This is a genomic window from Vibrio amylolyticus, assembly GCF_023145695.1.
Classification (GTDB): domain Bacteria; phylum Pseudomonadota; class Gammaproteobacteria; order Enterobacterales; family Vibrionaceae; genus Vibrio; species Vibrio amylolyticus.
Genome location: NZ_JAJHVV010000017.1, coordinates 20,823 through 46,418, shown reverse-complemented (window position 1 = coordinate 46,418; position 25,596 = coordinate 20,823). Strand labels below are relative to the sequence as shown.

The 25,596-nt window shown below is 43.7% G+C and carries 25 protein-coding genes; 15 read left to right on the top strand and 10 right to left on the bottom strand.

All coding sequences use genetic code 11. From position 1 onward, the window contains the following. Window positions 1–12: 12 nt before the first annotated feature. Window positions 13–957: a LysR family transcriptional regulator gene (locus KP803_RS20435; RefSeq protein WP_248010692.1), complete on the bottom strand. Its 945-nt coding sequence runs from the start codon at window positions 955–957 to the stop codon at window positions 13–15. Window positions 958–1,122: 165 nt separating this feature from the next. After that, window positions 1,123–1,308, bottom strand: a complete 186-nt coding sequence (locus tag KP803_RS20430) for a hypothetical protein (protein ID WP_248010691.1) — start codon at window positions 1,306–1,308, stop codon at window positions 1,123–1,125. Between the two features lie 152 nt (window positions 1,309–1,460). On the opposite strand from KP803_RS20430, the gene tusA reads away from it, so the two are divergent. Then, window positions 1,461–1,709, top strand: coding sequence for a sulfurtransferase TusA (gene tusA / locus KP803_RS20425; RefSeq protein WP_248010690.1), 249 nt, complete (start codon window positions 1,461–1,463; stop codon window positions 1,707–1,709). Window positions 1,710–1,815: 106 nt separating this feature from the next. Here the strand turns inward: tusA and KP803_RS20420 are convergent, their stop codons facing one another. After that, window positions 1,816–2,079 carry a hypothetical protein gene (locus tag KP803_RS20420; protein WP_248010689.1) on the bottom strand — a complete coding sequence of 88 codons (264 nt, stop codon included), beginning with the start codon at window positions 2,077–2,079 and terminating at the stop codon, window positions 1,816–1,818. Between the two features lie 164 nt (window positions 2,080–2,243). Next, a complete protein-coding gene (locus tag KP803_RS20415; protein WP_248010688.1) occupies window positions 2,244–2,798 on the bottom strand; it encodes a TMEM165/GDT1 family protein in 555 nt (184 codons plus the stop codon). A gap of 442 nt (window positions 2,799–3,240) precedes the next feature. Between KP803_RS20415 and glyQ the strand changes: the two genes are divergently transcribed. The 3 genes from glyQ (at window position 3,241) to KP803_RS20400 (ending at window position 7,714) form a co-directional block, all read left to right on the top strand. Next, complete coding sequence (glyQ, locus tag KP803_RS20410; protein WP_102405545.1) at window positions 3,241–4,170, top strand: glycine--tRNA ligase subunit alpha; 930 nt, start codon at window positions 3,241–3,243, stop codon at window positions 4,168–4,170. Window positions 4,171–4,172: 2 nt separating this feature from the next. Then, entirely contained in the window at window positions 4,173–6,239 is a 2,067-nt protein-coding gene (gene glyS / locus KP803_RS20405; RefSeq protein WP_248010687.1) for a glycine--tRNA ligase subunit beta, read from the top strand. Window positions 6,240–6,463: 224 nt separating this feature from the next. Beyond that, window positions 6,464–7,714: a valine--pyruvate transaminase gene (locus KP803_RS20400; protein ID WP_248010686.1), complete on the top strand. Its 1,251-nt coding sequence runs from the start codon at window positions 6,464–6,466 to the stop codon at window positions 7,712–7,714. 42 nt (window positions 7,715–7,756) lie between these two features. On the opposite strand, the gene KP803_RS20395 is transcribed toward KP803_RS20400, so the two are convergent. From KP803_RS20395 to dnaA, 6 genes are all read right to left on the bottom strand, one after another. Further along, complete coding sequence (locus KP803_RS20395) at window positions 7,757–8,149, bottom strand: hypothetical protein (RefSeq protein WP_248010685.1); 393 nt, start codon at window positions 8,147–8,149, stop codon at window positions 7,757–7,759. Between the two features lie 174 nt (window positions 8,150–8,323). Continuing rightward, complete coding sequence (locus tag KP803_RS20390; RefSeq protein WP_248010684.1) at window positions 8,324–8,758, bottom strand: Hsp20 family protein; 435 nt, start codon at window positions 8,756–8,758, stop codon at window positions 8,324–8,326. 470 nt (window positions 8,759–9,228) lie between these two features. After that, window positions 9,229–11,646 carry a DNA topoisomerase (ATP-hydrolyzing) subunit B gene (gene gyrB, locus KP803_RS20385; protein ID WP_248010683.1) on the bottom strand — a complete coding sequence of 806 codons (2,418 nt, stop codon included), beginning with the start codon at window positions 11,644–11,646 and terminating at the stop codon, window positions 9,229–9,231. 18 nt (window positions 11,647–11,664) lie between these two features. Continuing rightward, on the bottom strand, window positions 11,665–12,744 hold the full coding sequence (recF, locus tag KP803_RS20380) for a DNA replication/repair protein RecF (protein ID WP_248010682.1): 1,080 nt from the start codon (window positions 12,742–12,744) through the stop codon (window positions 11,665–11,667). Between the two features lie 15 nt (window positions 12,745–12,759). Then, a complete protein-coding gene (dnaN, locus tag KP803_RS20375) occupies window positions 12,760–13,860 on the bottom strand; it encodes a DNA polymerase III subunit beta (RefSeq protein ID WP_248010681.1) in 1,101 nt (366 codons plus the stop codon). Between the two features lie 86 nt (window positions 13,861–13,946). Then, the gene (dnaA, locus tag KP803_RS20370) at window positions 13,947–15,353 is read right to left on the bottom strand and encodes a chromosomal replication initiator protein DnaA (protein ID WP_248010680.1); all 1,407 of its coding nucleotides are present in this window, start codon (window positions 15,351–15,353) and stop codon (window positions 13,947–13,949) included. A gap of 367 nt (window positions 15,354–15,720) precedes the next feature. Between dnaA and KP803_RS20365 the strand changes: the two genes are divergently transcribed. The 11 genes from KP803_RS20365 (at window position 15,721) to rsmG (ending at window position 25,583) form a co-directional block, all read left to right on the top strand. After that, a complete protein-coding gene (locus tag KP803_RS20365; RefSeq protein WP_248010679.1) occupies window positions 15,721–16,467 on the top strand; it encodes an amino acid ABC transporter substrate-binding protein in 747 nt (248 codons plus the stop codon). A gap of 125 nt (window positions 16,468–16,592) precedes the next feature. Further along, window positions 16,593–17,264 (top strand): amino acid ABC transporter permease, encoded by a 672-nt coding sequence (locus KP803_RS20360; protein WP_248010678.1) that lies wholly within the window; start codon window positions 16,593–16,595, stop codon window positions 17,262–17,264. Beyond that, a complete protein-coding gene (locus KP803_RS20355; RefSeq protein WP_248010677.1) occupies window positions 17,261–17,998 on the top strand; it encodes an amino acid ABC transporter ATP-binding protein in 738 nt (245 codons plus the stop codon). Before KP803_RS20360 ends, KP803_RS20355 begins: the two co-directional genes overlap by 4 nt. A 228-nt stretch (window positions 17,999–18,226) precedes the next feature. After that, complete coding sequence (gene rpmH / locus KP803_RS20350) at window positions 18,227–18,361, top strand: 50S ribosomal protein L34 (protein ID WP_004735800.1); 135 nt, start codon at window positions 18,227–18,229, stop codon at window positions 18,359–18,361. Between the two features lie 45 nt (window positions 18,362–18,406). Beyond that, entirely contained in the window at window positions 18,407–18,730 is a 324-nt protein-coding gene (gene rnpA / locus KP803_RS20345) for a ribonuclease P protein component (protein WP_248010721.1), read from the top strand. Next, window positions 18,697–18,954, top strand: a complete 258-nt coding sequence (gene yidD / locus KP803_RS20340; protein WP_248010676.1) for a membrane protein insertion efficiency factor YidD — start codon at window positions 18,697–18,699, stop codon at window positions 18,952–18,954. Before rnpA ends, yidD begins: the two co-directional genes overlap by 34 nt. 2 nt (window positions 18,955–18,956) lie before the next feature. Beyond that, window positions 18,957–20,579, top strand: a complete 1,623-nt coding sequence (gene yidC, locus KP803_RS20335) for a membrane protein insertase YidC (RefSeq protein ID WP_248010675.1) — start codon at window positions 18,957–18,959, stop codon at window positions 20,577–20,579. Window positions 20,580–20,736: 157 nt separating this feature from the next. Continuing rightward, window positions 20,737–22,098, top strand: a complete 1,362-nt coding sequence (gene mnmE, locus KP803_RS20330) for a tRNA uridine-5-carboxymethylaminomethyl(34) synthesis GTPase MnmE (protein WP_248010674.1) — start codon at window positions 20,737–20,739, stop codon at window positions 22,096–22,098. 36 nt (window positions 22,099–22,134) lie between these two features. Then, window positions 22,135–22,572 carry an FMN-binding protein MioC gene (gene mioC, locus KP803_RS20325; protein ID WP_248010673.1) on the top strand — a complete coding sequence of 146 codons (438 nt, stop codon included), beginning with the start codon at window positions 22,135–22,137 and terminating at the stop codon, window positions 22,570–22,572. 483 nt (window positions 22,573–23,055) lie between these two features. Continuing rightward, the gene (gene mnmG, locus KP803_RS20320; protein ID WP_248010672.1) at window positions 23,056–24,951 is read left to right on the top strand and encodes a tRNA uridine-5-carboxymethylaminomethyl(34) synthesis enzyme MnmG; all 1,896 of its coding nucleotides are present in this window, start codon (window positions 23,056–23,058) and stop codon (window positions 24,949–24,951) included. Then, window positions 24,951–25,583 (top strand): 16S rRNA (guanine(527)-N(7))-methyltransferase RsmG, encoded by a 633-nt coding sequence (gene rsmG, locus KP803_RS20315; protein ID WP_248010671.1) that lies wholly within the window; start codon window positions 24,951–24,953, stop codon window positions 25,581–25,583. The genes mnmG and rsmG overlap by 1 nt, the downstream gene beginning before the upstream one ends. The last annotated feature ends 13 nt before the right edge of the window (window positions 25,584–25,596 follow it).

Below are 25,596 nucleotides of genomic sequence, written 5' to 3'. Positions count from 1 at the left end.
GATTACCCGCAGCTAACCATCCAATCCCATATCCTCTACTCGCTTGGCAATTAAGCGTCCGCACTCCTCTTTGACGATACTTCTCAACCACTCTTGAGCAGAGGAGTGCTCACATCGAGGGTGCCAAATCATAGAGTAATCAAAAGGGGTGAATTGAAATGGCAAAGGTTTCACCGCTAAGTCGTATCGCTCAGCAACGAGATACGCGAGATCGGCAGGGACAGTAATAATGATCGGCATGGTATCAACAATCGCTAAGGCGGCTTCCAAATGATAAGCACGCAGAACCATCTTAGGGGCAGGGTTTCCTACCAGTGATTGATCAAGCAGCGCTTTTACCCCATCGCTAATCGCGATCATGGCGTGTGGGTAGTGCAGATAATCTTGTAAATCCATCTCTTTATCCGCCAATGGATGTTGTTTTGACAACAAACAAAGTACCCCTACGCGACCTAACACCTCACTTCTCAACGGTTCAACAGGCCCTGTTGGTCTGCAAATCGCTAAATCTGCGCCTTCATACGTTAATTGATCTGAAAGCCTATCATGCTGCAGTGGCAGAAAATCAAACGACACATTCGGCGCTTCTTGATAAATACGTGGAAGTGCAAAGGGAAGAATGGTCTGCATAGCGTAATCGGTCGTCGCTATGGTAAAGGTTTGATCACAGCTTTGAGGCTCAAACTCTAATGGAGAAAGAAGTTGGCGAAGAGATTCAAGCGGATCGCCAAGTGAGCGATCAATCTCTAGCGCCTTTTCTGTTGGAATCAGATGCTGCCCTTGGCGAGTAAAAAGCGGATCATTCAATAATTGGCGTAATCGTCCTAGGACTCGACTCATCGCAGATTGGCTAAGGTTTAAACGAGCAGCGGCTTTGCTGACGCTACTTTCTTCAATTAATACTCTTAAGGCAATGAGTAAATTGAGATCTTTACGGTAAACCTCTTCTAATTCCACGGCTTGGCTCCACTATAGTGACTCTCTTTAGTGTAACCTTTGGGCAAAAAAAATCCCGCTTTTCAGCGGGGAAGCCCAAGAAAACTGGGGTAGTGTCGGAATGTATTCGTGTGTAGTCTTACAAGTGCGCAGTTATTACCTAAATGAGACTAAGCAGAAACTGCATTAATTTTTTTGCTCTTCAGATGTGCCCGTCCAACGACGCATCTCAAGCCAAATCCCTAAAATCGTTGCACTTAAGCCAAATAATGGCATTAAAGACGAGTCAGCTGGTGTACGCAGTACCAAAGCGCAAAAAGAGATAAAACAAAGAACCGAGTAGATGGTCAATCTATCTAATGCTGTTAACATAGTGGGCTCCTTGCCTGTTCTGCTGAAATGGTATTTGTTACCAACTTGTTAACTAAATTAAAACAAATTGATCCGATTGCCAAGAGATTATTGAATATTTTTTCTTCATTAGTATTATCTACCGATCTAACGCAGTAATTGAGATATTAACCATGACTTTTGACCCAACATTGGCGACCCATACATTAGAAGCAGAAGGGCTACGATGCCCAGAACCTGTCATGATGGTGAGAAAGACAATTCGAGGAATGAAAGACGGTGAAGTACTGCTGGTAAAAGCAGATGATCCCTCTACAACTCGTGATATTCCAAGCTTTTGCCGATTTATGGACCACGAGCTTGTCGCATCAAAAATAGAAGAATTGCCTTATCTTTATCTGATTAAAAAAGGTGTGGTATAAGGTTGATACGACCGTTAAATAGTACGTTGAATAAATAGAGAAAAGGGGCATAGCGTCAATCGCTATGCCCCTTTTTAATGTTCTGTGCTGTTTTTATTTGATGACGTTACTCTGTTTCTTGCTGATGCTGATAGAGCTTCGATTGCAAATCGGCTAGCTGTTTTTTCATATCACGCATCTCTCGATGCAACGGAATAATGTGAGCCACACGAATCCACGACTCGACCATTAAACCCGTCATCAAAATTGCACCGACTACCATAGGTAGCCACATCTCAGTAAGTACCACTCCGAGAAGTGTGATTGCTAGACCAAAAGTAAAAAGATAGCTCTGACTTTGCGGTGTCATACCCATATAACGTGTAAGCATAATAGTGCCCTCTCGCTGCTATGAATTGTTTACTTTTACACCACTAAATTAGCACACTCTATATGACATTTATGTGTCAACGAGAGCGATATTGAGCAAGATCGATTCACTTATTGATCCAGTTCAATATCGCCTGCTAGTAGCCACTACCCACACATTGATCGTTAAAATAGAGCCGCGGCGATGGCTAATGCAACAAACAGGGTTGCGGTTATTTTTCGGATCAGAGCCAGTGGCATTTTGTCAGCAGATAACTTACCGATGATCACCACTGGAACGTTAGCCAGTAGCATTCCTATCGTGGTTCCTAAGATAACCCACACTAAAGCATCGGCATATTGCGCCCCAAGGATAGAAGTGGCTATCTGAGTTTTATCCCCGATTTCCGCAATAAAAAATGCAATAAAGCTCGCTACGAAAGGGCCTCGGTTTGATATTTTCTCATCGTCATCGAGTTTATCAGGAATAAGAATCCAACCCGCCATGGCAATAAAGCTCACCACCAGCACCCATTTTAAGACATCAGGTGACAGGTAATCAGCCACAACAACGCCGAGCCATGCAGCTAAGGCATGATTGGCAATCGTTGCGAAAAAGATCGCGGCTATGATTGGGATTGGTTTTCGGTATCGACTTGCTAAGAGTAACGACAGCAGTTGGGTCTTATCGCCAATTTCTGCTAATGCTACGGTGGTTATAGATATTGCTAAAACGCTCACGACATGCTCATTTGGGGTGAGGATTATTATAGTAACCAAAGACAAGCCTCGCGCCCCACCCCGGTTCACGATACTTGTCTATGGTCTTGCTAAACCAGCTATCGAAGTTTTCGATATCTCGTCTCGAACGCCATGATGATTTTGCATCAATTATGTTGACGAACGAACTCATCCTATTTGATGGATTGGGTTCCATCTGGATAAGCAAGCTACTCCCCAAAGACGGTGTGGATTCTATATCGCTTCTGAATAAATTCAAGCAAACTCGGCACTAAACTGTTTCATTTAATGAATTTACCCGCACACTCGACAACAAAAATTCATTAAAGGACATTTTAGAGCACTAATTAACCATGATTACCCCTACTCGCAAGCCCAATATGTCGCTATACTTGATGGTTATTTTTATTAAATCATTTAGAAGAATCGCGCGAACTTGACTATGCAAAAATACGATATCAAAACCTTCCAGGGAATGATCCTCGCGCTGCAGGATTATTGGGCTCAAAACGGTTGTACCATTGTTCAACCTTTGGACATGGAAGTAGGTGCTGGCACCTCTCACCCAATGACATGTCTACGTGCACTTGGCCCAGAGCCAATGTCTACGGCATACGTTCAACCTTCTCGTCGTCCGACCGATGGTCGTTACGGTGAAAACCCGAACCGTCTGCAGCACTACTATCAATTCCAAGTAGCTCTAAAACCATCTCCAGACAACATTCAGGAGTTGTACTTAGGCTCGCTTGAAGTACTTGGTGTCGATCCATTAGTTCACGATATTCGATTCGTCGAAGACAACTGGGAAAACCCAACGCTAGGCGCTTGGGGTCTTGGTTGGGAAGTATGGCTAAACGGCATGGAAGTGACTCAATTCACTTACTTCCAACAAGTTGGCGGCCTTGAGTGTAAGCCAGTTACTGGTGAGATCACTTACGGTATCGAACGTCTAGCAATGTACATCCAAGAAGTTGATTCTGTTTACGACCTTGTATGGAACGTAGCACCAGACGGTTCTAACGTAACTTATGGTGATATCTTCCACCAAAACGAAGTTGAGCAATCAACGTACAACTTCGAACACGCAGACGTCGATTTCCTATTCACTTTCTTCGACCAGTGCGAAAAAGAATGTAAAGAGCTACTTGAGCTAGAGAAGCCACTTCCGCTTCCAGCTTACGAGCGCATTCTAAAAGCAGGTCACGCATTCAACATCCTTGATGCGCGCAAAGCTATCTCTGTAACAGAGCGTCAACGTTACATCCTTCGTATCCGCAACCTGACTAAATCCGTTGCTGAGGCGTACTACGCGTCACGTGAAGCGCTTGGCTTCCCAATGTGCCGATCTGTAGAAGAAAAGGAAGGTAAATAATCATGGCGAAGAATTTTCTAATTGAACTGGGTACGGAAGAGCTTCCACCAACAGCACTACGTTCTCTAGCAGAAGCGTTTGCTTCTAACTTTGAAGCAGGCCTAAAAGGCGCTGAACTGTCTCACGAAGGCGTGAAATGGTACGCAGCTCCACGTCGTCTAGCACTTAAAGTGACAGCACTGGCTGAAGGCCAAGCAGACAAAGTTGTTGAGAAACGCGGCCCTGCAATCTCTGTAGCCTTCGATGCTGAAGGCAACGCAACTAAAGCTGCGCAAGGTTGGGCTCGTGGTAACGGTATTACTGTTGAGCAAGCTGAGCGTCTGAAAACAGACAAAGGCGAGTGGCTTCTTTTCAAACAAGAAGTAGCTGGCAAACCAGTTCAAGAATTGGTGATGGACATCGCTGCGAAAGCACTAGCTGGCCTACCAATTCCTAAAGCAATGCGCTGGGGTAACTCAGACATTCAATTTATCCGTCCAGTGAAAACACTGACAGTACTACTAGGTGATGAGCTTGTTGAAGGCGAGATCCTAGGCGTAGCTTCTGCTCGTACTATCCGTGGCCACCGTTTCATGGGCGAACAAGAGTTCACCATCGACTCTGCTGACCAATACCCTGCGATCTTAGAAGAGCGTGGTAAAGTAATGGCAGATTACGATGCGCGTAAAGCTATCATCCTAGCTGATGCTAAAAAAGCAGCTGAGGCAGTTGGCGGTATTGCTGATCTAGAAGACGACTTAGTTGAAGAAGTAACTTCACTAGTTGAATGGCCAGTGGTGCTTACTGCTAAGTTTGAGCAAGAGTTCCTAAAAGTGCCTTCTGAAGCTTTGGTTTACACCATGAAAGGCGACCAGAAGTACTTCCCAGTGTATGACGCTGATAAGAACCTTCTGCCAAACTTCATCTTCGTTTCGAACATCGAGTCTAAAGAGCCTCGTCACGTGATCGAAGGTAATGAGAAAGTGGTACGTCCGCGTCTTGCTGATGCTGAGTTTTTCTTCAACACCGACCGTAAACGTCCGCTGATCGACCGTCTTCCTGAACTAGACCAAGCTATCTTCCAGAAACAGCTTGGTACTATCAAAGACAAAACAGACCGCATCACAGAGCTTGCTGGCTACATCGCTGAGCAAATCGATGCTGACGTTGAAAAGTCTAAGCGTGCTGGCCTACTGGCTAAATGTGACCTAATGACTTCTATGGTATTCGAATTTACGGATACTCAAGGTGTTATGGGTATGCACTACGCGACTCACGATGGTGAAGACGAGCAAGTTGCACTAGCACTTTACGAGCAATACATGCCTCGTTTCGCGGGTGACACGCTACCAAGCACAGGTATCTCTTCTGCCGTTGCAATGGCAGATAAGCTAGACACTATCGTAGGTATCTTCGGTATTGGCCAAGCACCAAAAGGTTCTGACCCATTTGCTCTACGTCGTGCATCACTAGGTGTGCTACGTATCATCGTTGAAAACGGCTACAACCTAGACCTAACCGCTCTAATCGGTAAAGCGAAAGAGCTACTAGGCGATAAGCTAACTAACGACAACGTTGAAGCTGACGTTATCGACTTCATGCTAGGTCGTTTCCGCGCATGGTACCAAGATGCTGGTTTCAGCGTTGATATCATCCAAGCGGTACTTGCACGTCGTCCGACTAAACCTGCTGATTTTGACCAACGTGTTAAAGCGGTTTCTCACTTCCGTGAACTGGAAGCAGCAGAAGCACTCGCAGCAGCGAATAAGCGTGTAGGTAACATCCTTGCGAAATTCGATGGCGAACTGCCAGCAGAGATTGACCTAACTCTTCTTCAAGAAGATGCAGAAAAAGCACTGGCTGAAAACGTTGAAGTCATGACCGAAGCACTAGAACCAGCATTCGCGACAGGCAACTACCAAGAAGCCCTAAGCAAGCTTGCTGATCTACGTGAACCCGTTGATGCATTCTTCGATAACGTGATGGTTATGGCTGATGACGAAGCGCTTAAGAAAAACCGTCTAACGCTGCTAAACAACCTACGTAATCTATTCCTGCAGATTGCCGACATCTCTTTACTGCAAAAGTAAGCTTTGTCGCAAAAATAGGCTTTACAAAAAACGTAGTCACATCGTTTTAAAGCATACTTTCAAGCCCAACTCCTCGGAGTTGGGCTTTCTTTTTCCTATAGATAAAGAATGTGCTTTGCCTCGTATGATGCTTAAGGTATGTTCAAGGATTACTTTGTCGTCAACCCTTCGCCGACAAAGACTACAATTAAAAAGCACTCGCAATGAATTAGGTACAGCACGTAATGCAATTTTCTAAGTTTGGTGAAAAGTTTAATCAGTACTCCGGTATTACCCAGTTAATGGACGACTTAAATGATGGTCTTCGCACGCCTGGTGCCATCATGCTCGGAGGTGGCAACCCCGCCGCCATTCCAGCCATGCTCGACTACTTTCACCAAGCCAGTGAAGAGATGCTCGCCAGTGGAGAGCTCATTGCCTCAATGACCAATTACGATGGCCCACAAGGCAAAGATGTATTCGTCAAAGGGCTCGCTAAACTATTCAAAGAGACTTACGGATGGGACATCTCTGAAAAGAACATCAGTCTTACCAATGGCAGCCAAAGTGGTTTTTTCTATCTGTTTAATCTATTGGCCGGTCAGCAAACTGATGGTTCCCATAAGAAAATTTTACTGCCATTAGCGCCAGAATACATTGGCTATGGGGATGCCGGTATTGATGAAGATATCTTTGTCTCTTACCACCCTGAAATTGAGATGCTCGATAATGGCTTATTCAAATATCATGTCGATTTTGAGCAGCTTAAAGTCGATAACTCTGTCGCTGCAATCTGTGCATCACGTCCAACTAATCCAACCGGTAATGTTCTCACTGACGAAGAGATCCAAAAGCTTGATAAGTTAGCGCGTGAGAATAACATTCCACTGATCATCGATAATGCCTATGGTCTACCTTTCCCTAATATCATTTTTGAAGATGTAAAACCGTTTTGGAATGAGAACACTATCTTGTGTATGAGCCTCTCTAAGCTAGGCTTACCCGGTGTTCGCTGCGGGATTGTGATTGCCAATGAAGAAGTGACCCAAGCATTAACCAATATGAATGGCATCATTAGCTTAGCTCCGGGCAGCATCGGGCCTGCAATTGCTAGCCATATAATTGAGAAGAATGATCTTCTGAAACTCAGCAGCAACGTCATTAAGCCTTTCTACCAACACAAATCCCAACGCGCAGTAGAGTTATTGCAAACAACAATCACTGATCCTCGCTTTAGGATACACAAGCCTGAAGGCGCTATCTTCCTTTGGCTGTGGTTTGATGAACTGCCTATCACCACCATGGAGCTGTATAAACGCCTAAAAGCGCGCGGTGTCCTGATTGTACCTGGTGAATACTTCTTTATTGGTCAAGAGGATGACTGGGAACACGCTCATCAATGTGTGCGTATGAATTATGTACAGAGTGATGAAATGATGCAGAAAGGCATTGCCATTATTGCAGAGGAAGTTGAAAAGGCGTATCAAGCTAGCTAAAAGACTATTAAGCCCAAAGCTATCAAACTTTGGGCTTACTTTTTAAAGTTCTGGTACTGTCTCACAATGGAAGAATGTCGCTTCTACTGTTGAAGAGCGTTCATATACTCCCCCAAACGTTGAGGAACCAGCAAATCCTCTGTTTACATAGTTTGCGCCAGCTGCCGCTGCCTCATCACCAAAAGTGCTATTGATAAGTTTATCTGTTTCCATGTCATCTGGTCCAAGAGATACGACACCCAGTACGCTCTGTGAGTTTGGGTTAAAAGCAGAGTGACCTTTCACTATGCAATTTGAAGTCTTTTCAGGATTCGCATACGCAATACGAACAATATCGCCTGTCGATGCCGTGTAATCACTTGCAAGTGGAGCAACAACGCTTGAACAGCCCGTTAACCCTACCAATCCCAATACAGCCAATAGCTTCATTTTCATTTATACGCACTCAGTAATTCATTCGGCGCATAATATAGAGATATAGATTCACTTTATCAATATCAATTATGAGACTATTTAGATAATCAACAAAAACTAAAAAGAGCGCCTCTTTACTAAGAGTACGCTCTTTCTCTACCTCATTTATCCAAGCTTAAAAAATAGCTTCAATAATTAGCTTTCGATAATGCTTTTACCATTAATCGCTATTTTACGCGGCTGCATTGCATCTGGAATTTCACGCTCTAGTTCAACATGAAGTAGGCCGTTCTCCATTGTTGCGCCTATGACTTTTACGTAATCTGCTAGTTGGAATTTACGCTCAAAATCACGCTCAGCAATGCCTTGATAAACATAGTTTTTGCCCTCTTCGGCTTTACGTTCACCACGAACAATCAGCATGTTCTCTTTTTGAGTAATATCGATCTGATCTTCAGCAAAACCCGCTACTGCCATGGTAATGCGGTAGTTATTTTCATCTTGCTGTTCGATATTGTAAGGAGGGTAACCGCCTTGGGTATTCTTAGCGTTACTCGCTTCCATCAGGTTAAATAGACGGTCGAAGCCAATTGCATTGCGGTATAAAGGTGAGAAATCTACATTGCGCATAATACTATCCTCTTAAATTAAGCAATAGTCTCAGTCATTTAGCAAAAGGCTGAAATGTACTGAGCGATTCAAACATCATTCCTCTGGCTCTATAGCTCTGGGACATGAAATGAACCTTAAATCAAATTGTGTACTGCTTAAGTCTTCCTCTCTTGAGCGAAGCTAAGTCAGTGGTTTCCAAGGCCCTATGTCTTTTCATTTAATGAACAAGCAAGGCATCCTCTTCACAAATAGATATGTGGACAGACAAAAATATTTTCAAGGGATTGTTTTAAAATAATTTTGGTAACTGTTATTTTTCAATACATTAGAAATAAAAAAGCACCATCCAAATGGACAGTGCTTTCAAAATTTTAGATTTTTGAGACGATGCAATTTCGTTTCAGTTCAAGGAAGAGGCGCGGAGCATACGAATGTATGTGAGCACCTCTGACACAAAAATGGAGCGAAAGAGCGAAGTATCAAACACTCTAAACGTCTAGGTTTGCTACTTTAAGCGCATTCTCTTCAATGAAGTTACGGCGCGGCTCAACTTGATCACCCATTAGCGTTGTAAACAACAGGTCAGCACCCACAGCATCTTCAATCGTTACTTGCATCATACGACGCGTTTCAGGATCCATTGTGGTTTCCCAAAGCTGATCTGGGTTCATCTCACCTAGACCTTTGTAACGCTGTAGACTTAGACCACGACGAGACTCTTTGATTAACCATTCAAGTGCTTCAGAGAAGCTGTCGATTGGCAGCGTACGCTCACCACGCTTAATGTAAGCACCCTCTTCAATCAAACCATAAAGCGCTTCAGACAACGACGCTAACTTTCCATACTCCTTCGAGTTAATCAGATCGATACTAAGAACATGCTCATGGGTCACACCATGAGTACGCACAACAATCTTAGGCAGATTTAGACCTAGTTCTGCGTGCTGCTCAACTTCAAGGCTGTACTGGCTAGCACCCACCTCTTTTGCGTTAAGCTGTTCAACTAGCTGATTACCCCACGCCTCTACGGCTGCAGCATCATGACACTGCTCTGCTGTTAAACGTGGCGTGTAGATAAACTCATGAATCAGAGAGCGTGGGTAACGGCGGCTCATGCGATCCACTAGCTTAATACCAGAGTTGTACTGCTGAACCAGTTTTTCTAGTGCTTCACCAGAGAAAGCCGGTGCTTCAGAGTTCACGTGCAGTGAGGCATTATCAAGTGCCAAAGACACTTGATATTGGCTCATTGCATCTTCATCTTTGATGTACTGCTCTTGCTTGCCTTTTTTCACTTTGTAAAGTGGTGGCTGAGCAATGTAGATGTAACCACGTTCAATCAGTTCTGGCATTTGACGATAGAAGAACGTCAGAAGCAATGTACGGATGTGAGAACCATCGACATCGGCATCGGTCATGATGATGATGTTGTGGTAACGCAGTTTATCTGGGTTGTATTCGTCACGGCCAATACCACAGCCTAGTGCAGTAATTAGCGTCGCAACTTCTTGAGAAGACAACATTTTATCAAAACGTGCTTTCTCAACGTTTAGGATTTTACCTTTTAGTGGCAAGATCGCTTGGTTCTTACGGTTACGCCCCTGCTTGGCTGAGCCGCCAGCAGAGTCTCCTTCCACAATATACAGTTCAGATTGTGCCGGATCTTTTTCCTGACAGTCAGCAAGTTTACCTGGAAGACCCGCTAAATCTAACGCGCCTTTACGACGAGTCATTTCACGCGCTTTACGCGCTGCATCACGAGCACGTGCTGCATCAATGATCTTGGTACAAACAATCTTAGCTTCACCTGGGTTCTCAATTAGGAACTCAGACAGTTTCTCACCCATTGTTGATTCAACGGCTGATTTTACTTCAGATGAAACCAACTTATCTTTGGTTTGGCTTGAGAACTTAGGATCCGGCACCTTCACCGATACGATGGCAGTCAAGCCTTCACGTGCATCATCACCTGATGTTGACGTTTTCGCTTTCTTAGAGAAGCCTTCCTTATCCATAAAGCTGTTTAGCGTACGAGTTAGCGCACCACGGAAACCGGCTAAGTGAGCACCACCATCACGCTGAGGGATGTTGTTGGTAAAACAGTAGATGTTCTCTTGGTAACCATCATTCCACTGCATTGCAACTTCAACGGTAATACCGTCCTCACGCTCATGATCGAAGTGGAAGATTTTCTGGATAATCGGCGTTTTATTGGTGTTTAGATGCTCAACAAACGCTTGGATACCGCCTTCGTATTCGAAGTGATCCATTTTGTCTTCTTCACGCTCATCAATCAGCTTGATAGATACACCAGAATTTAGGAACGAAAGTTCACGCAGACGTTTTGCTAAAATATCGTAATGGAATTCAATATTCGTGAAGGTCTCTTCACTTGGCCAGAAACGGATTTCAGTACCGGTTTTATCGGTATTGCCTGTCACAGCGAGTGGTGCTTGAGGCTCACCGTGGCTATATGTTTGCTCGTGAACTTCTCCACCACGGTGGATAGTTAGAGTCACTTGCTTAGACAGTGCGTTTACAACTGAAACACCTACACCGTGAAGACCGCCAGATACTTTGTATGAGTTGTCATCAAACTTACCACCAGCGTGAAGAACCGTCATGATAACTTCTGCAGCAGAGACTTTCTCTTCTGGGTGCATTTCCGTTGGGATACCACGGCCGTCATCGCGTACGGATACAGAGTTGTCCTCATGAATAGTCACAATGATGTCATTACAGTGACCTGCTAACGCTTCATCAATTGAGTTATCCACCACCTCGAAAACCATGTGGTGTAGACCGGTGCCATCATCTGTGTCGCCGATGTACATACCCGGACGCTTACGTACCGCATCCAGACCCTTTAGTACCTTAATACTCGATGAATCGTAATTTTCAGACATGAATTACTCTCTCGCTATTTATCCTTGCTCTATTGTGCCATGTTCCACATGAAACATCTTGCCGTTATTGTCATGCATATCGGCAATTTGGCTTTCAGTAATAGAGCTTACAAAAACTTGAGCCTTGGTCTCTTTTAAGCAGTCAGCTAGACGCTTACGACGTTGGCCATCTAATTCAGAGGCAAAGTCATCAATTAAGTAGATGCATTGCTTACCGGTCTTTTGTGTTAAATGCTGACCCTGTGCAACTCTAAGCGCACAAACCATCAGTTTTAACTGACCTCGCGACAGAACATCCTCAACAGGGGTTCCGTTCACTTTTATCTTTAAATCGGCTTTGTTTGGCCCACTAAAGGTGTAACCAAGTGCCTGATCACGGACAAAGTTATCTTCCAGAATGCTCTGGTACGGTGTGGATTTCTCCCAACCACGATAGTAATTGACCTTGATATCGAACTCGGGCAGAAAAGCTTGGCAAATCTGCTCGGCATGATTTTTTAGCTCATCGACATACTGCTGTCGCCAAGCGTTAATATTTTCAGCTAAACGTGCCATCTCTTGATCCCAGTAACTGAGTTCTCGATAGGAAGTTGCTGTTTTTAACAGTGCATTGCGCTGCTTATTGAGCCGCTTAAAACGACCCCATGCATCATAAAATGCAGGCTCGGTGTGGAACACACCCCAATCAATAAATGAGCGGCGATGTTTAGGCCCATCAGTGAGCAGTTCAAACCCTTCAGTATGAATTAACTGCAGGGGTAAAATCTGTGCCAGCTGTGCTAGTTTTTGCCCAGATTGACCGCTTATTTTAACCTCTGTTGTGCCATCACGCTGCTTATTAATGCCAATTGGTAGCTCAAATTGATCCGAGTTCAAAAAACGACCGTGAACAAACAGTTCATCGCACTCATTTGTGATGATGCGACCGGTTAAGGAGCTTTTGAACGAGCGACCATGACCAAGCAGATAAATCGCTTCTAGGACGCTGGTTTTGCCACTTCCGTTAGGCCCAATAAGAAAGTTAAAGCCTGTTGATAGTTCAATATCACAGGCTTCAATATTTCTAAATTGTTTTATGATGAGACGATTTAATGGCATTTAGCGCGCTTTCATCTATAGACGAATCGGCATAACCACGTACATGGCACTGTCATCTTCAGCATTTTCAATCAATGCACTGGCGTTACCATCTGACATTGAGATCAACACTTTTTCACAGCGCAACGTATTAAGTACATCCAATACATAACTTACGTTAAAGCCAATTTCTAAATCTTCACCCTGAAAATCCACATCGAGTGTCTCTTCTGCTTCTTCTTGCTCAGGGTTATTAGCGGTAATGCGCATCTCGTTATTAGCGAGATTAACGCGAACACCACGGAATTTTTCATTCGACAGAATCGCAGCACGTGAGAATGCCTGACGTAACTCGTCACACTCAGTCGTGAGCGTTTTATTGGTGTTTTGTGGTAATACACGACGATAATCAGGGAAACGACCATCAACAAGCTTAGAGGTGAAGACAAAGTTGTTCACTTCTGCACGTAAGTTAGAGCTTCCAATTTGCAGAACGACAGGTTGTTCTGGTGCATCGAGTAACTTAGACAGCTCTTGAACGCCTTTACGAGGAACAATGATCTGCTGAGTTTCAAACTCACCCGTTAATGTCACTTGAGAAACCGCCATACGGTGGCCGTCAGTAGCAACCGAACGAATCGTATTACCATCAATCTCAAACAACATACCGTTTAGGTAATAACGAACATCTTGGTTCGCCATTGAAAATTGGGTCTTCTCAATCAAGCCTTTTAATTCAGCTTGGGTCAGTGAGACTTCAACATCACTTTGCCAATCTTCGATATTTGGGAAATCGTTCGCTGGCAATGTCGCTAATGAGAAACGGCTTCGACCAGAGCGAACTTGCACTCGATCAGCTTCTAGCACAACGGTGATTACCGAGCTATCAGGTAGGCCGCGACAAATATCAAGAAATTTACGTGAAGGTACAGTAATACTGCCCGCTTCAAAGTCACCTTCTAATGTCACACGACTGATTAGCTCAACTTCTAAATCCGTTGCCGTCATCGATAAGACGTTATCTTCAACTTTTAGTAGTAAGTTACCTAAAATAGGCAGTGTTGGACGTCCACCTAGTGCACCAGACACTTGCTGAAGTGGCTTAATCAGATGGCTACGTTCAATGGTAAATTTCATATCTAGCTCTTAACGGTAGTTTGACTCTTCTATTACCCGCTATATTAGCAGGCGATCACAACAAATGAAGTCAGCAATGCGTTCAATTACGAAGAAAGCGTACGAATTAGGTTCGAGTAGTCTTCTTTTATATCATGACTCTCTTCACGTAGCTGAGCAATCTTACGACAAGCGTGCAGCACGGTCGTATGGTCTCGACCACCAAAGGCATCACCAATCTCTGGCAAGCTGTGGTTGGTTAGCTCTTTCGCTAATGCCATCGCCAGTTGACGTGGACGCGCAACAGAACGTGAGCGACGTTTTGATAACAGATCGGCCACTTTAATTTTGTAGTATTCCGCAACGGTCTTTTGAATATTATCAATCGTCACCAGTTTTTCTTGCAGAGCAAGCAGGTCACGCAACGCTTCACGAACAAAATCAATGGTAATTGGACGACCAGTAAAGTTCGCATTCGCAATAACACGGTTTAGTGCGCCTTCCAATTCACGAACATTAGAACGCAAACGCTTAGCAATAAAGAACGCCACTTCATCAGCAAGATGAATTTGATGGTCTTCCGCTTTTTTCATCAAGATCGCAACGCGCGTTTCAAGCTCGGGCGGCTCGATCGCAACCGTTAGACCCCAACCAAAACGAGATTTAAGACGATCTTCTACCCCGTTGATCTCTTTTGGATAACGGTCAGAAGTCAAAATGATCTGTTGGTTACCTTCTAGCAACGCATTGAAGGTATGGAAGAACTCTTCTTGAGAGCGCTCTTTATTAGCAAAGAATTGAATATCATCGATTAATAACGCGTCCACACTTCGGTAGTAACGTTTGAACTCTTCAATCGCATTGTTTTGCAAAGCCTTAACCATGTCTTGTACAAAGCGTTCCGAGTGCATGTAAACCACTTTAGCGTCTGGTTTATTATCCACAATGGCATTACCTACCGCATGCAGTAAGTGAGTTTTACCTAAACCCGTACCGCCGTATAAGAATAGAGGGTTATACGCAGAACCTGGATTATCAGATACCTGACGAGCGGCCGCTAAACCCAATTGGTTCGATTTACCCTCAACAAAGTTATTAAACTTATGTTTCACATTGACGTTTGAGCGATGGTTAATATCAACCAAGGTGCTTGGTTCATCATCCCAGGTTTTATGCACGGGTTTACGAGCTTGCATTCGAGCGGGTGCTGAAGACATGGCTGCCACATCGGCGGGTGTACGTGTCGGCGCAGGTTTTGGCGCAGCAACAGGTAGGCTACCCACTTCAAAACGAAGATTGGGGATATCATTACCACAGTACTCTTGCAATAAACGATTAATACTGTTGATGTATTTATCGCGTACCCAATCAAGTACAAACCGGTTCGGGGCGAACAAAGTCAGCGTATTATCATTGAGCTCCGCTTGTAACGGACGAACCCACATGCTGAATTCTGTAGATGGTAGCTCTTCTTGAAGCTGTTGCAGACATTGCAACCAAAGCGAAGATGACACGGTGCCCCCACTCGAGAGATATTAATCGGAAAAGACTGACAATTTTACCTGTTGATAACCAAGATCACCAGCGATTGATCGACGATCCAGTGAATAAGATCGAAGTTATTCACAATTTTTACGCTCAAAACCGCTAGATCAACACATCTTGCCCTTTAATTACCCACATTTTGATCCACATTGTGGATGAATTAATGAGATCCACTTGTTGGTGATAACTCTGTGAATTAAATTCTCAGTGGATGATCATTCTACGGATACAATCACTAACTTATTCCACTTTACTCTAGTTTATCGCACTTAGTTATTTCTCTAACTGATAGCGTTACCAGTAGTATCTCCTCCTACATAAATATGGAGTTGTATTATGAAAAACTGGATTAAGGCTGCTATTGCCGTTATTGCACTATCAACAAGCACTGTTCAAGCAGCAACTGACGTAAAAGTTGGTATGTCTGGACGCTATTTCCCATTCACTTTTGTTCAACAAGATAAGCTTCAAGGCTTTGAAGTGGATCTTTGGGATGAGATTGGTAAGCGTAATGACTACAACGTTGAATACGTAACAGCAAACTTTTCTGGTTTATTCGGTCTTTTAGAAACAGGTCGCATCGATACGATCTCTAACCAAATTACGATGACCGATGCACGTAAAGCAAAATACCTCTTCGCTGACCCATATGTAGTTGATGGTGCACAAATTACCGTTCGTAAAGGCAATGATGCCATTCAAAGCATCGACGATCTTGAAGGCAAGACGGTTGCCGTTAACCTAGGCTCTAACTTTGAGCAGCTACTGCGCAATTACGATACTGACAACAAAATCACCATCAAAACTTACGATACAGGCATCGAACACGATGTGGCTCTAGGTCGTGCTGACGCATTTGTTATGGATCGTCTTTCTGCTCTAGAACTGATTAAGAAAACAGGTCTACCTCTGCAACTTGCAGGTGAACCGTTTGAAACAATTCAAAATGCGTGGCCATTTGTGGATAACGCTCAAGGACAAAAACTTCAAGCTGAAGTAAACAAAGCTCTACTGTCCATGAGAGAAGACGGCACATTAGCAACAATTTCTCAAAAATGGTTTGGCGCTGATATCACTAAATAACGCTTAACTGTTTACTCTTTATAAAGGTGGAACATCGCGTTCCGCCTTTTCTTGTCTCTGTAACATCATAAATGTGATTTACATGAGCTCTGTTTTTATCACTACCGTCTATATAAGGTGACTTCATGGGTTTTGATTTTCATTACATGCTTGAGCTTATTCCAATACTGCTCAAGTATTTGGGTACAACAATGGAAATGGCCGTATGGGGGTTAGTTTTCTCGTTGGCTCTCGCAGTTGTATTGGCCAATATTCGCGTCTTTAAGGTGCCAGTGCTCGATCAACTCAGCCAGCTCTATATAAGCTTCTTCCGTGGTACACCTCTTTTAGTTCAGCTGTTTCTTCTTTACTACGGGCTGCCACAGATTTTTCCTATTTTCATAGGGCTTGATGCATTTAGCGCTGCTGTGATTGGACTAACGCTGCATTTTGCCGCTTATATGGCAGAAAGTATTCGTGCAGCCATTATCGGTATTGACCGTAGCCAAATGGAAGCAAGCTTGTCGGTTGGAATGACATCGACACAAGCGATGCGCCGAATTATTCTTCCTCAAGCGACACGCATCGCGTTGCCATCACTGATGAACTATTTCATCGATATGATCAAATCAACGTCTCTTGCTTTCACTTTAGGCGTGGCGGAAATCATGGCCAGGGCACAGATGGAGGCATCATCTAGTTTTCGCTTCTTTGAAGCCTTCCTCGCGGTTGCACTTATCTACTGGGGCGTTGTATTAATACTCACTCGAATTCAAATTTTGGCAGAGGCCAAGCTTAATAAGGCTTACCAACGATGATTAAATTACACAATATCCATAAACACTTTGGTGACACAGAAGTGCTAAAAGGGATTGATATCGATATCCAACAAGGTGAGATTATCGTGATCATCGGCTCAAGCGGTACGGGTAAATCCACGCTGCTTCGATGTGTAAACTTTCTAGAGCATGCGGATCAAGGCCAAATCACCATCGATGACGTCTCTGTAGACACTCAGTCACACACGAAAGCTGAAGTTTTAGCACTGAGAAGAAAAACAGGGTTTGTATTTCAAAATTATGCTCTGTTTTCTCATATGACAGCGAGACAAAATATTGCTGAAGGGTTAATCACCGTTCGTGGTTGGAAAAAAGATCAGGCTCTAGCTAAGGCTCAGCAAATTTTAGATGACATCGGTCTTGGTGATAAAGGCGATAGTTATCCAGCGGCGCTCTCTGGCGGGCAACAGCAGCGTGTGGGCATTGGTCGAGCCATGGCTCTACAGCCAGAACTGCTGCTCTTTGATGAGCCAACATCAGCGCTAGACCCTGAATGGGTGGGTGAAGTTCTTAATCTAATGAAGAAGTTAGCGACTCAACATCAGACGATGTTAGTGGTGACACATGAAATGCAGTTTGCTAAAGAAGTCGCCGACAGAGTGATCTTTATGGCAGACGGACATATTGTTGAGCAAGGTTCTCCACAGGATATCTTTGATAATCCACAAGATCCTCAACTCAAAAAGTTCCTTAATCAAGTTGGTCTTGATTAAAGATCTACACTAGTGATCTAAAGATCCTTGAGATTTTATTTACACTACGTATAATCGCCCGACCGGAATTTAGCTAAACCCAATCATTGACTCTTTTTGTGACAGTGATTACAATTCCGCCTCTTTGTTGAGAGGCGTCGGTCGTTCTTTCTACTTATAGAGAGATACATTGTGCCCACGCCGGGTTAACTAAGAACCTAAAACTACTGATCAGTAAAGGTATTTAAAATGAAACGCACTTTTCAACCTACAGTTCTAAAGCGCAAGCGTACTCACGGCTTCCGTGCACGCATGGCGACTAAGAACGGTCGTGCTACAATCAATGCACGTCGTGCTAAAGGCCGTAAGCGTCTTTCTAAGTAATCTTTGATTATTTTGAATAAGCTAGCCTTCTGTCGGGAGTTACGTTTGTTAACTCCCGAACACTACCAAAAAGTCTTCCAGCAAGCTCATCGTGCTGGTTCGCCTCATTTTACCATCATCGCTCGTAATAACTCTCTCTCCCATCCTCGTCTTGGTTTAGCTGTACCTAAAAAACAAATCAAAACTGCGGTTGGAAGAAATCGTTTTAAGCGTCTCGCTCGTGAAAGCTTTCGTAACAGTCAACACCAACTTCCTAACAAAGATTTTGTTGTTATTGCTAAGAAAAGCGCGCAAGATTTGAGCAATGATGAAATTTTCAAATTATTTGATAAATTATGGCTTCGCCTGTCTCGCCCTTCGCGTGGTTAACTATTGGTCTCGTCTATCTGTATAGATGGATTATCAGTCCAATGATTGGTCCCCGCTGCCGATTTACTCCAACCTGTTCGCTGTATGCGATAGAAGCGTTGAAAGCTCACGGTTTTGTAAAAGGGTCTTGGTTATCAGGCAAACGTCTATTAAAATGCCACCCTTTGAACGAAGGGGGTTTTGACCCCGTTCCACCAGTCCAAAAACAAGACAGAGATAAATAACGATGGATTCTCAACGTAATATCCTGCTAATTGCTTTGGCTTTGGTCTCTTTCCTACTTTACCAGCAATGGAATGTAGCAAAGAATCCAGCTCCTCAAGCAATTGAACAGGCACAATCTAGTGGCTCACTGCCAGCACCATCTTTTGCTGATGATCTCGATCCTGCTCCAGGTCAATCGTCTGCGTCCGCGCAAACAATCACAGTGACTACTGACGTCCTAACTCTGACAATTGACACTGTTGGTGGTGATGTTCTTACTGCAGATTTAAATCAGTACGATGAAGAGTTCGGCTCTGACGAATCATTCGTTCTGCTTCAAAATACTCAAGCGCATCAATTTATCGCTCAAAGTGGTCTAGTTGGTCCTCAAGGTATCGACTTAAGCAGCACTAATCGTCCAACTTACCAGGTTTCAGCAGACAGCTTCACGCTTGAAGATGGCCAAGACGAACTGCGCATTCCAATGACATTCCAAGCGAATGGCATTGATTACGTAAAAACATTCATTCTTAAGCGCGATAGCTATGCAATCGACGTAACGTTCGATATTGCTAACAACTCTGGCAATAACGCGACAGTTGGTATGTATGCTCACCTACGCCAAACGGTACTTGATAAAGGGGGCAGCTTAACTATGCCAACTTACCGTGGCGGTGCTTACTCAACAGAAGATACTCGCTACAAGAAGTACAGCTTCGGTGATATGCAAGATCGTAATTTGTCAATCAACCTTCCAAATGGTCAAGGTTGGGCAGCGATGATCCAGCACTACTTTGCGACAGCTTGGATTCCACGCAACGAACCAGGTACTAGCCTGTATACTCGTGTTATTGGCAACCTAGCTGATATTGGCGTTCGTATGCCAAACAAAACCATCGCAACCGGCGAGTCGACTCAATTTGAGAGCACGCTTTGGGTTGGTCCTAAACTACAAACAGAGATGGCTGAAACAGCGCCAAGTCTTGACCTTGTAGTGGATTACGGTTGGTTATGGTTTATTGCTAAACCACTGCACACGCTTCTTTCGTTCATTCAAGGTTTTGTTGTGAACTGGGGTCTAGCCATCATCGTTCTGACGTTTATTGTTCGTGGTGCAATGTACCCGCTAACAAAAGCACAATACACCTCAATGGCGAAAATGCGCATGCTTCAGCCTAAGCTGACAGCAATGCGTGAGCGCATCGGTGATGACCGCCAGCGTATGAGCCAAGAAATGATGGAACTGTATAAGAAAGAGAAAGTAAACCCACTCGGTGGCTGTTTACCAATCTTCCTACAGATGCCTATCTTCATTGCTCTTTACTGGACACTGATGGAATCGGTTGAGCTTCGTCACTCACCGTTCTTCCTTTGGATCAATGACCTTTCAGCGCAAGACCCATACTACATCTTGCCACTGCTGATGGGTGCATCAATGTTCCTAATTCAGAAGATGAGCCCAACGACTGTAACGGATCCAATGCAGCAGAAGATCATGACCTTTATGCCGGTTATGTTTACCTTCTTCTTCCTGTTCTTCCCATCAGGTTTGGTTCTTTACTGGCTTGTATCAAACATCGTAACGCTGATTCAGCAAACGTTGATTTATCGAGCACTAGAAAAGAAAGGCTTACACTCTAAGTAAGACTGAATAAATAAAGTAAGAAAGGCGGCCAAAAGGTCGCCTTTTTGTTTTTCGCTGATTACAATTGCGTTAATAACGAATCGCACCAATGATTATTATGGTGCAAATCCACTATCTTAAAATCAATGGTGTTAACCACTATTGAAATGGCAAAACTATGACTACAGATACGATTGTCGCCCAAGCAACAGCCCCAGGACGTGGTGGTGTTGGTATTATTCGAGTGTCGGGCCCACTAGCAACACAAGTTGCTCTGGAAGTAACAGGTAAGGTGCTAAAGCCTCGCTATGCAGAGTATCTCGCATTCAAAGCTGAAAATGGCGTAGAACTCGATCAAGGTATTGCTCTGTTTTTCCCAAACCCTCACTCCTTCACTGGTGAGGATGTTCTAGAGCTACAAGGGCATGGCGGTCCTGTCGTTATGGACATGCTGATTAAACGTATTCTTACCATTACTGGTGTACGTGCAGCACAGCCTGGTGAGTTTTCAGAGCGAGCCTTCTTGAATGACAAGATGGACCTAACTCAAGCTGAAGCCATTGCTGACCTTATTGATGCAAGTTCAGAAGAAGCGGCAAAGTCAGCACTTCAATCTTTGCAAGGCGAGTTTTCCAATCGAATTCATACTCTCGTCGATTCACTCATTCACTTAAGAATCTATGTCGAAGCCGCGATTGATTTCCCTGAAGAGGAAATCGATTTTTTAGCCGATGGTAAAGTAGCGAACGCACTACAGGTCATTATCGATAATCTGGCCGCAGTGCGTAAAGAAGCGAATCAAGGCGCAATCATGCGTGAAGGCATGAAAGTCGTTATAGCAGGACGACCAAACGCCGGGAAATCGAGTCTACTAAATGCCTTATCTGGAAAAGAGTCAGCCATTGTGACTGATATTGCGGGCACAACTCGCGATGTTTTACGCGAACATATCCATATAGAAGGCATGCCACTGCATATTATTGATACAGCAGGTCTTCGTGATGCATCAGATGAAGTAGAGAAAATTGGTATTGAACGCGCTTGGGAAGAGATCGAACAAGCTGATCGTGTACTCTTTATGGTCGATGGCACCACAACAGATGCGACCGATCCGAAGGAAATTTGGCCCGATTTTGTTGATCGTTTACCCAATAATATCGGCATGACCGTGATAAGAAATAAAGCCGATCAAACCAGTGAAGATCTTGGTATTTGCCACGTGAACTCGCCGACCTTGATCCGCCTTTCCGCAAAAACAGGTCAAGGTGTCGATGCATTACGCACACACCTAAAAGAGTGCATGGGCTTTACTGGCGGTCATGAAGGCGGCTTTATGGCTCGTAGACGCCATTTAGATGCCCTTGATCGTGCCGCTCAGCATCTTGATATCGGCCAGCAACAATTAGAAGGGTATATGGCAGGAGAAATCTTAGCAGAAGAGCTCCGTATTACTCAGCAGCACCTCAATGAGATCACAGGCGAGTTCAGTTCAGACGATTTGCTTGGGCAAATTTTCTCATCATTTTGTATTGGTAAATAGCGGATAACTTAACGAGTTAAACAAGGAATAGAGTTTATGATTCATATCATCACTGGCAGTACGCTAGGTGGTACAGAGTATGTGGGTGACCATATTTTCGAACAGCTTAGCGATGCTGGTATCGAAGCGATGGTGCATAACCAACCTAATATTGACGAAATCCCAGCTTCTGGAACATGGTTAGTCGTCACTTCAACTCATGGTGCAGGTGATTACCCAGATAACATAGTGCCTTTTATCCAAGCCATTCAATCGACCCCGCCAAGAATGAGTGAGGTCAAGTTTGCGGTTATTGCGATCGGAGATTCGAGTTACGATACATTTTGCGCTGCCGGTAAACATGCCGATAATCTGTTAGCCGATATTGGTGGAGCACGTGTTTGTGATTGTCTATTTATCGACGTAATCAATACCCCTGTTCCTGAAGATGAGGTCGATATTTGGCTATCTAAACACCAAAGTCTCCTCTCTTAATAGAACAGAATTGATATGAAAGTGGCCTTTATGGCCACTTTTTTTTGCTTTTTATCTCGCAGTGAATAACTTTAGCTAAAATAAATATACTGTTTGAACAAAAAATCAGCAGTTAGCCTGTGGGTAAACTAGTAGATATTCAGTGTTGATCCTATAGTTATCCAAGGTATAACTTTAGGTCCACCCTCCCCCTGTGTATAAGTGTCCATTTTGATCCCAGCTAATCCTCTGCTTGATCCAAGCTAGATCACAGCAAATGATCTAATAAAAACACATGATCTTGTTGATCATTTTCCACTTATCCACAGAAAATGGCTTCCTTAATAATAGATCTAATAAAAGATCTCTAAATAGATCTTATATATATTAAGGGATCGATGAAATTTGAAAGATCAATAATTTCATTTTCTCAAGCTATGAAAAAAGGTAGAATGTCGCTCTTTTATCTATCCATAATTTCGTTTGATCACTTAAGGTTTAATCATGCTTTATCACGAAAAATTTGATGTCATCGTTGTTGGTGGTGGTCACGCTGGAACAGAAGCCGCTCTCGCCGCTGCACGTACTGGCCAAAATACACTATTACTGACACATAACATTGATACCTTAGGCGCAATGTCTTGCAACCCCGCGATTGGTGGGATCGGCAAAGGTCATCTGGTTAAAGAAGTTGATGCTATGGGTGGATTAATGGCTCAAGCAATTGATCATTCAGGTATTCAATTTAGAACACTGAATGCATCTAAAGGCCCAGCAGTTCGAGCAACACGTGCTCAAGCTGATCGATTGCTTTACAAAGGCTACGTTCGCCAAGCATTGGAAAACACACCCAATTTAACGTTGTTTCAGCAATCTGTAGATGATCTTATCGTTGAAAATGATCAAGCGATTGGGGTTGTGACTCAAATGGGGCTTAAATTCCATGCTAAATCCGTTGTGCTAACGGTTGGTACCTTTCTTGGTGGAAAGCTTCACATAGGAATGGAAAGCTTCTCAGGAGGCCGTGCAGGCGATCCTCCATCGATAGCACTAGCAGAGCGCCTAAGAGCGCTTCCATTACGTGTCGATCGTCTGAAAACGGGCACGCCACCAAGAATTGATGCTCGTAGTATCGATTTCTCAGCACTTGAAGCACAACACGGTGATAATCCAACCCCTGTTTTTTCATTCATGGGAAACCGTAGTCAACAGCCAACTCAGATTCCGTGTTATATCACTCATACCAATGAAAAAACACACGATATTATTCGAGCTAACCTCGATCGAAGCCCATTGTACTCTGGTGTGATTGAAGGTGTTGGACCCCGTTACTGTCCTTCCATCGAAGATAAAGTGATGCGCTTTGCCGACAAAGATAGTCACCAAATATTTATTGAGCCAGAAGGGTTAACCACCCACGAACTTTATCCAAATGGTATTTCCACCAGCTTACCATTTGATGTGCAAATTCAGATCGCCCGATCAATGAAAGGATTTGAAAATGCTCATATTATTCGTCCAGGCTACGCGATTGAATACGATTTCTTTGACCCTAGAGATCTAAAACAAACTTACGAAAACAAGTTTATTTCAGGCTTGTTCTTTGCTGGACAAATTAACGGCACAACAGGTTATGAAGAAGCGGCGGCTCAAGGCTTAATGGCCGGATTGAATGCCAGTCTTTACAGTCAAGACAAAGAAGGCTGGAGCCCTCGTCGTGATCAAGCCTACATGGGTGTATTAATCGATGATCTCTCAACCATGGGGACAAGTGAACCTTATCGTATGTTCACTTCTCGTGCGGAATATCGCTTATTGCTTCGTGAAGACAACGCAGACCTACGCCTAACTGAAAAAGCGCGTGAGTTTGGTTTGGTTGATGATGAGCGTTGGTCTCGATTTAATCAGAAAGTAGAAAATATTGAGAAAGAACGTCAACGCTTAAAAGATCAATGGGTCAACCCTAAGTCTGAAGGTGTAGACGCTCTGAACGAGTTATTGAAGAGTCCGATTTCAAGAGAAGCAAGTGGTGAAGATCTACTGCGTCGACCTGAGATCACTTATACACAGTTAACTCAATTGGATCATTTCTCCCCTGCGCTTGATGATCAACAAGCGGCGGAGCAAGTGGAGATCCAAGTGAAGTACGAAGGCTACATCCAGCGCCAACAAGATGAGATCGAAAAATCACTTCGCCATGAGCACACTAAAATTCCAGCCGATTTTGATTACAGTGAAATTTCAGGCTTATCTAATGAAGTCATACTGAAGCTTTCAAATGCAAAGCCTGAAACGTTAGGTATTGCTTCTCGTATTTCAGGTATTACACCTGCTGCGATCTCTATTTTATTGGTATACCTAAAGAAAAAAGGTTTATTGAAGAAAGGCACTGAATCTTAATGAGCGATTTAAAACAACAGCTGGACTTACTGGTTAATCAAACTGATATACAAGTTTCTGCAACTCAGGCTGATCAATTGGTCGGTTATGTTGAAATGCTGCACAAATGGAACAAGGCCTACAATTTAACGTCGGTTCGTCATCCTTCTGAAATGATCGTCAAGCATATACTTGATAGCATCGTTGTCAGTGAACACTTAGAAGGAGCGAGATTTATAGACGTGGGGACTGGTCCTGGTTTGCCGGGTGTTCCACTTGCGATCATGAATCCTGAAAAAGAGTTTTACTTACTTGATAGCTTAGGTAAGCGAATTCGATTTATTAAGCAGGCTTTGCATGAGCTTGGGATTAAAAATGTGACAGCGATCCAAAGTCGAGTTGAAGAGTTCCAGCCAGAAGAAAAATTTGATGGTGTTCTTAGCCGTGCATTTGCTTCAATGTCCGATATGGTAGAGTGGTGTCATCATTTACCAAAATCAGATACTGGCGTTTTCTTAGCACTTAAGGGCCAATTACAGAAAGATGAAGTTGAGCAGTTACCAGAATGGTGTTCTGTGAACTGTGTCAAATCTTTGAACGTTCCTGAATTAGAAGGTGAGCGTCATCTTGTAATCTTATCCCGCAAGGGATAACAGCGAGGCAGAT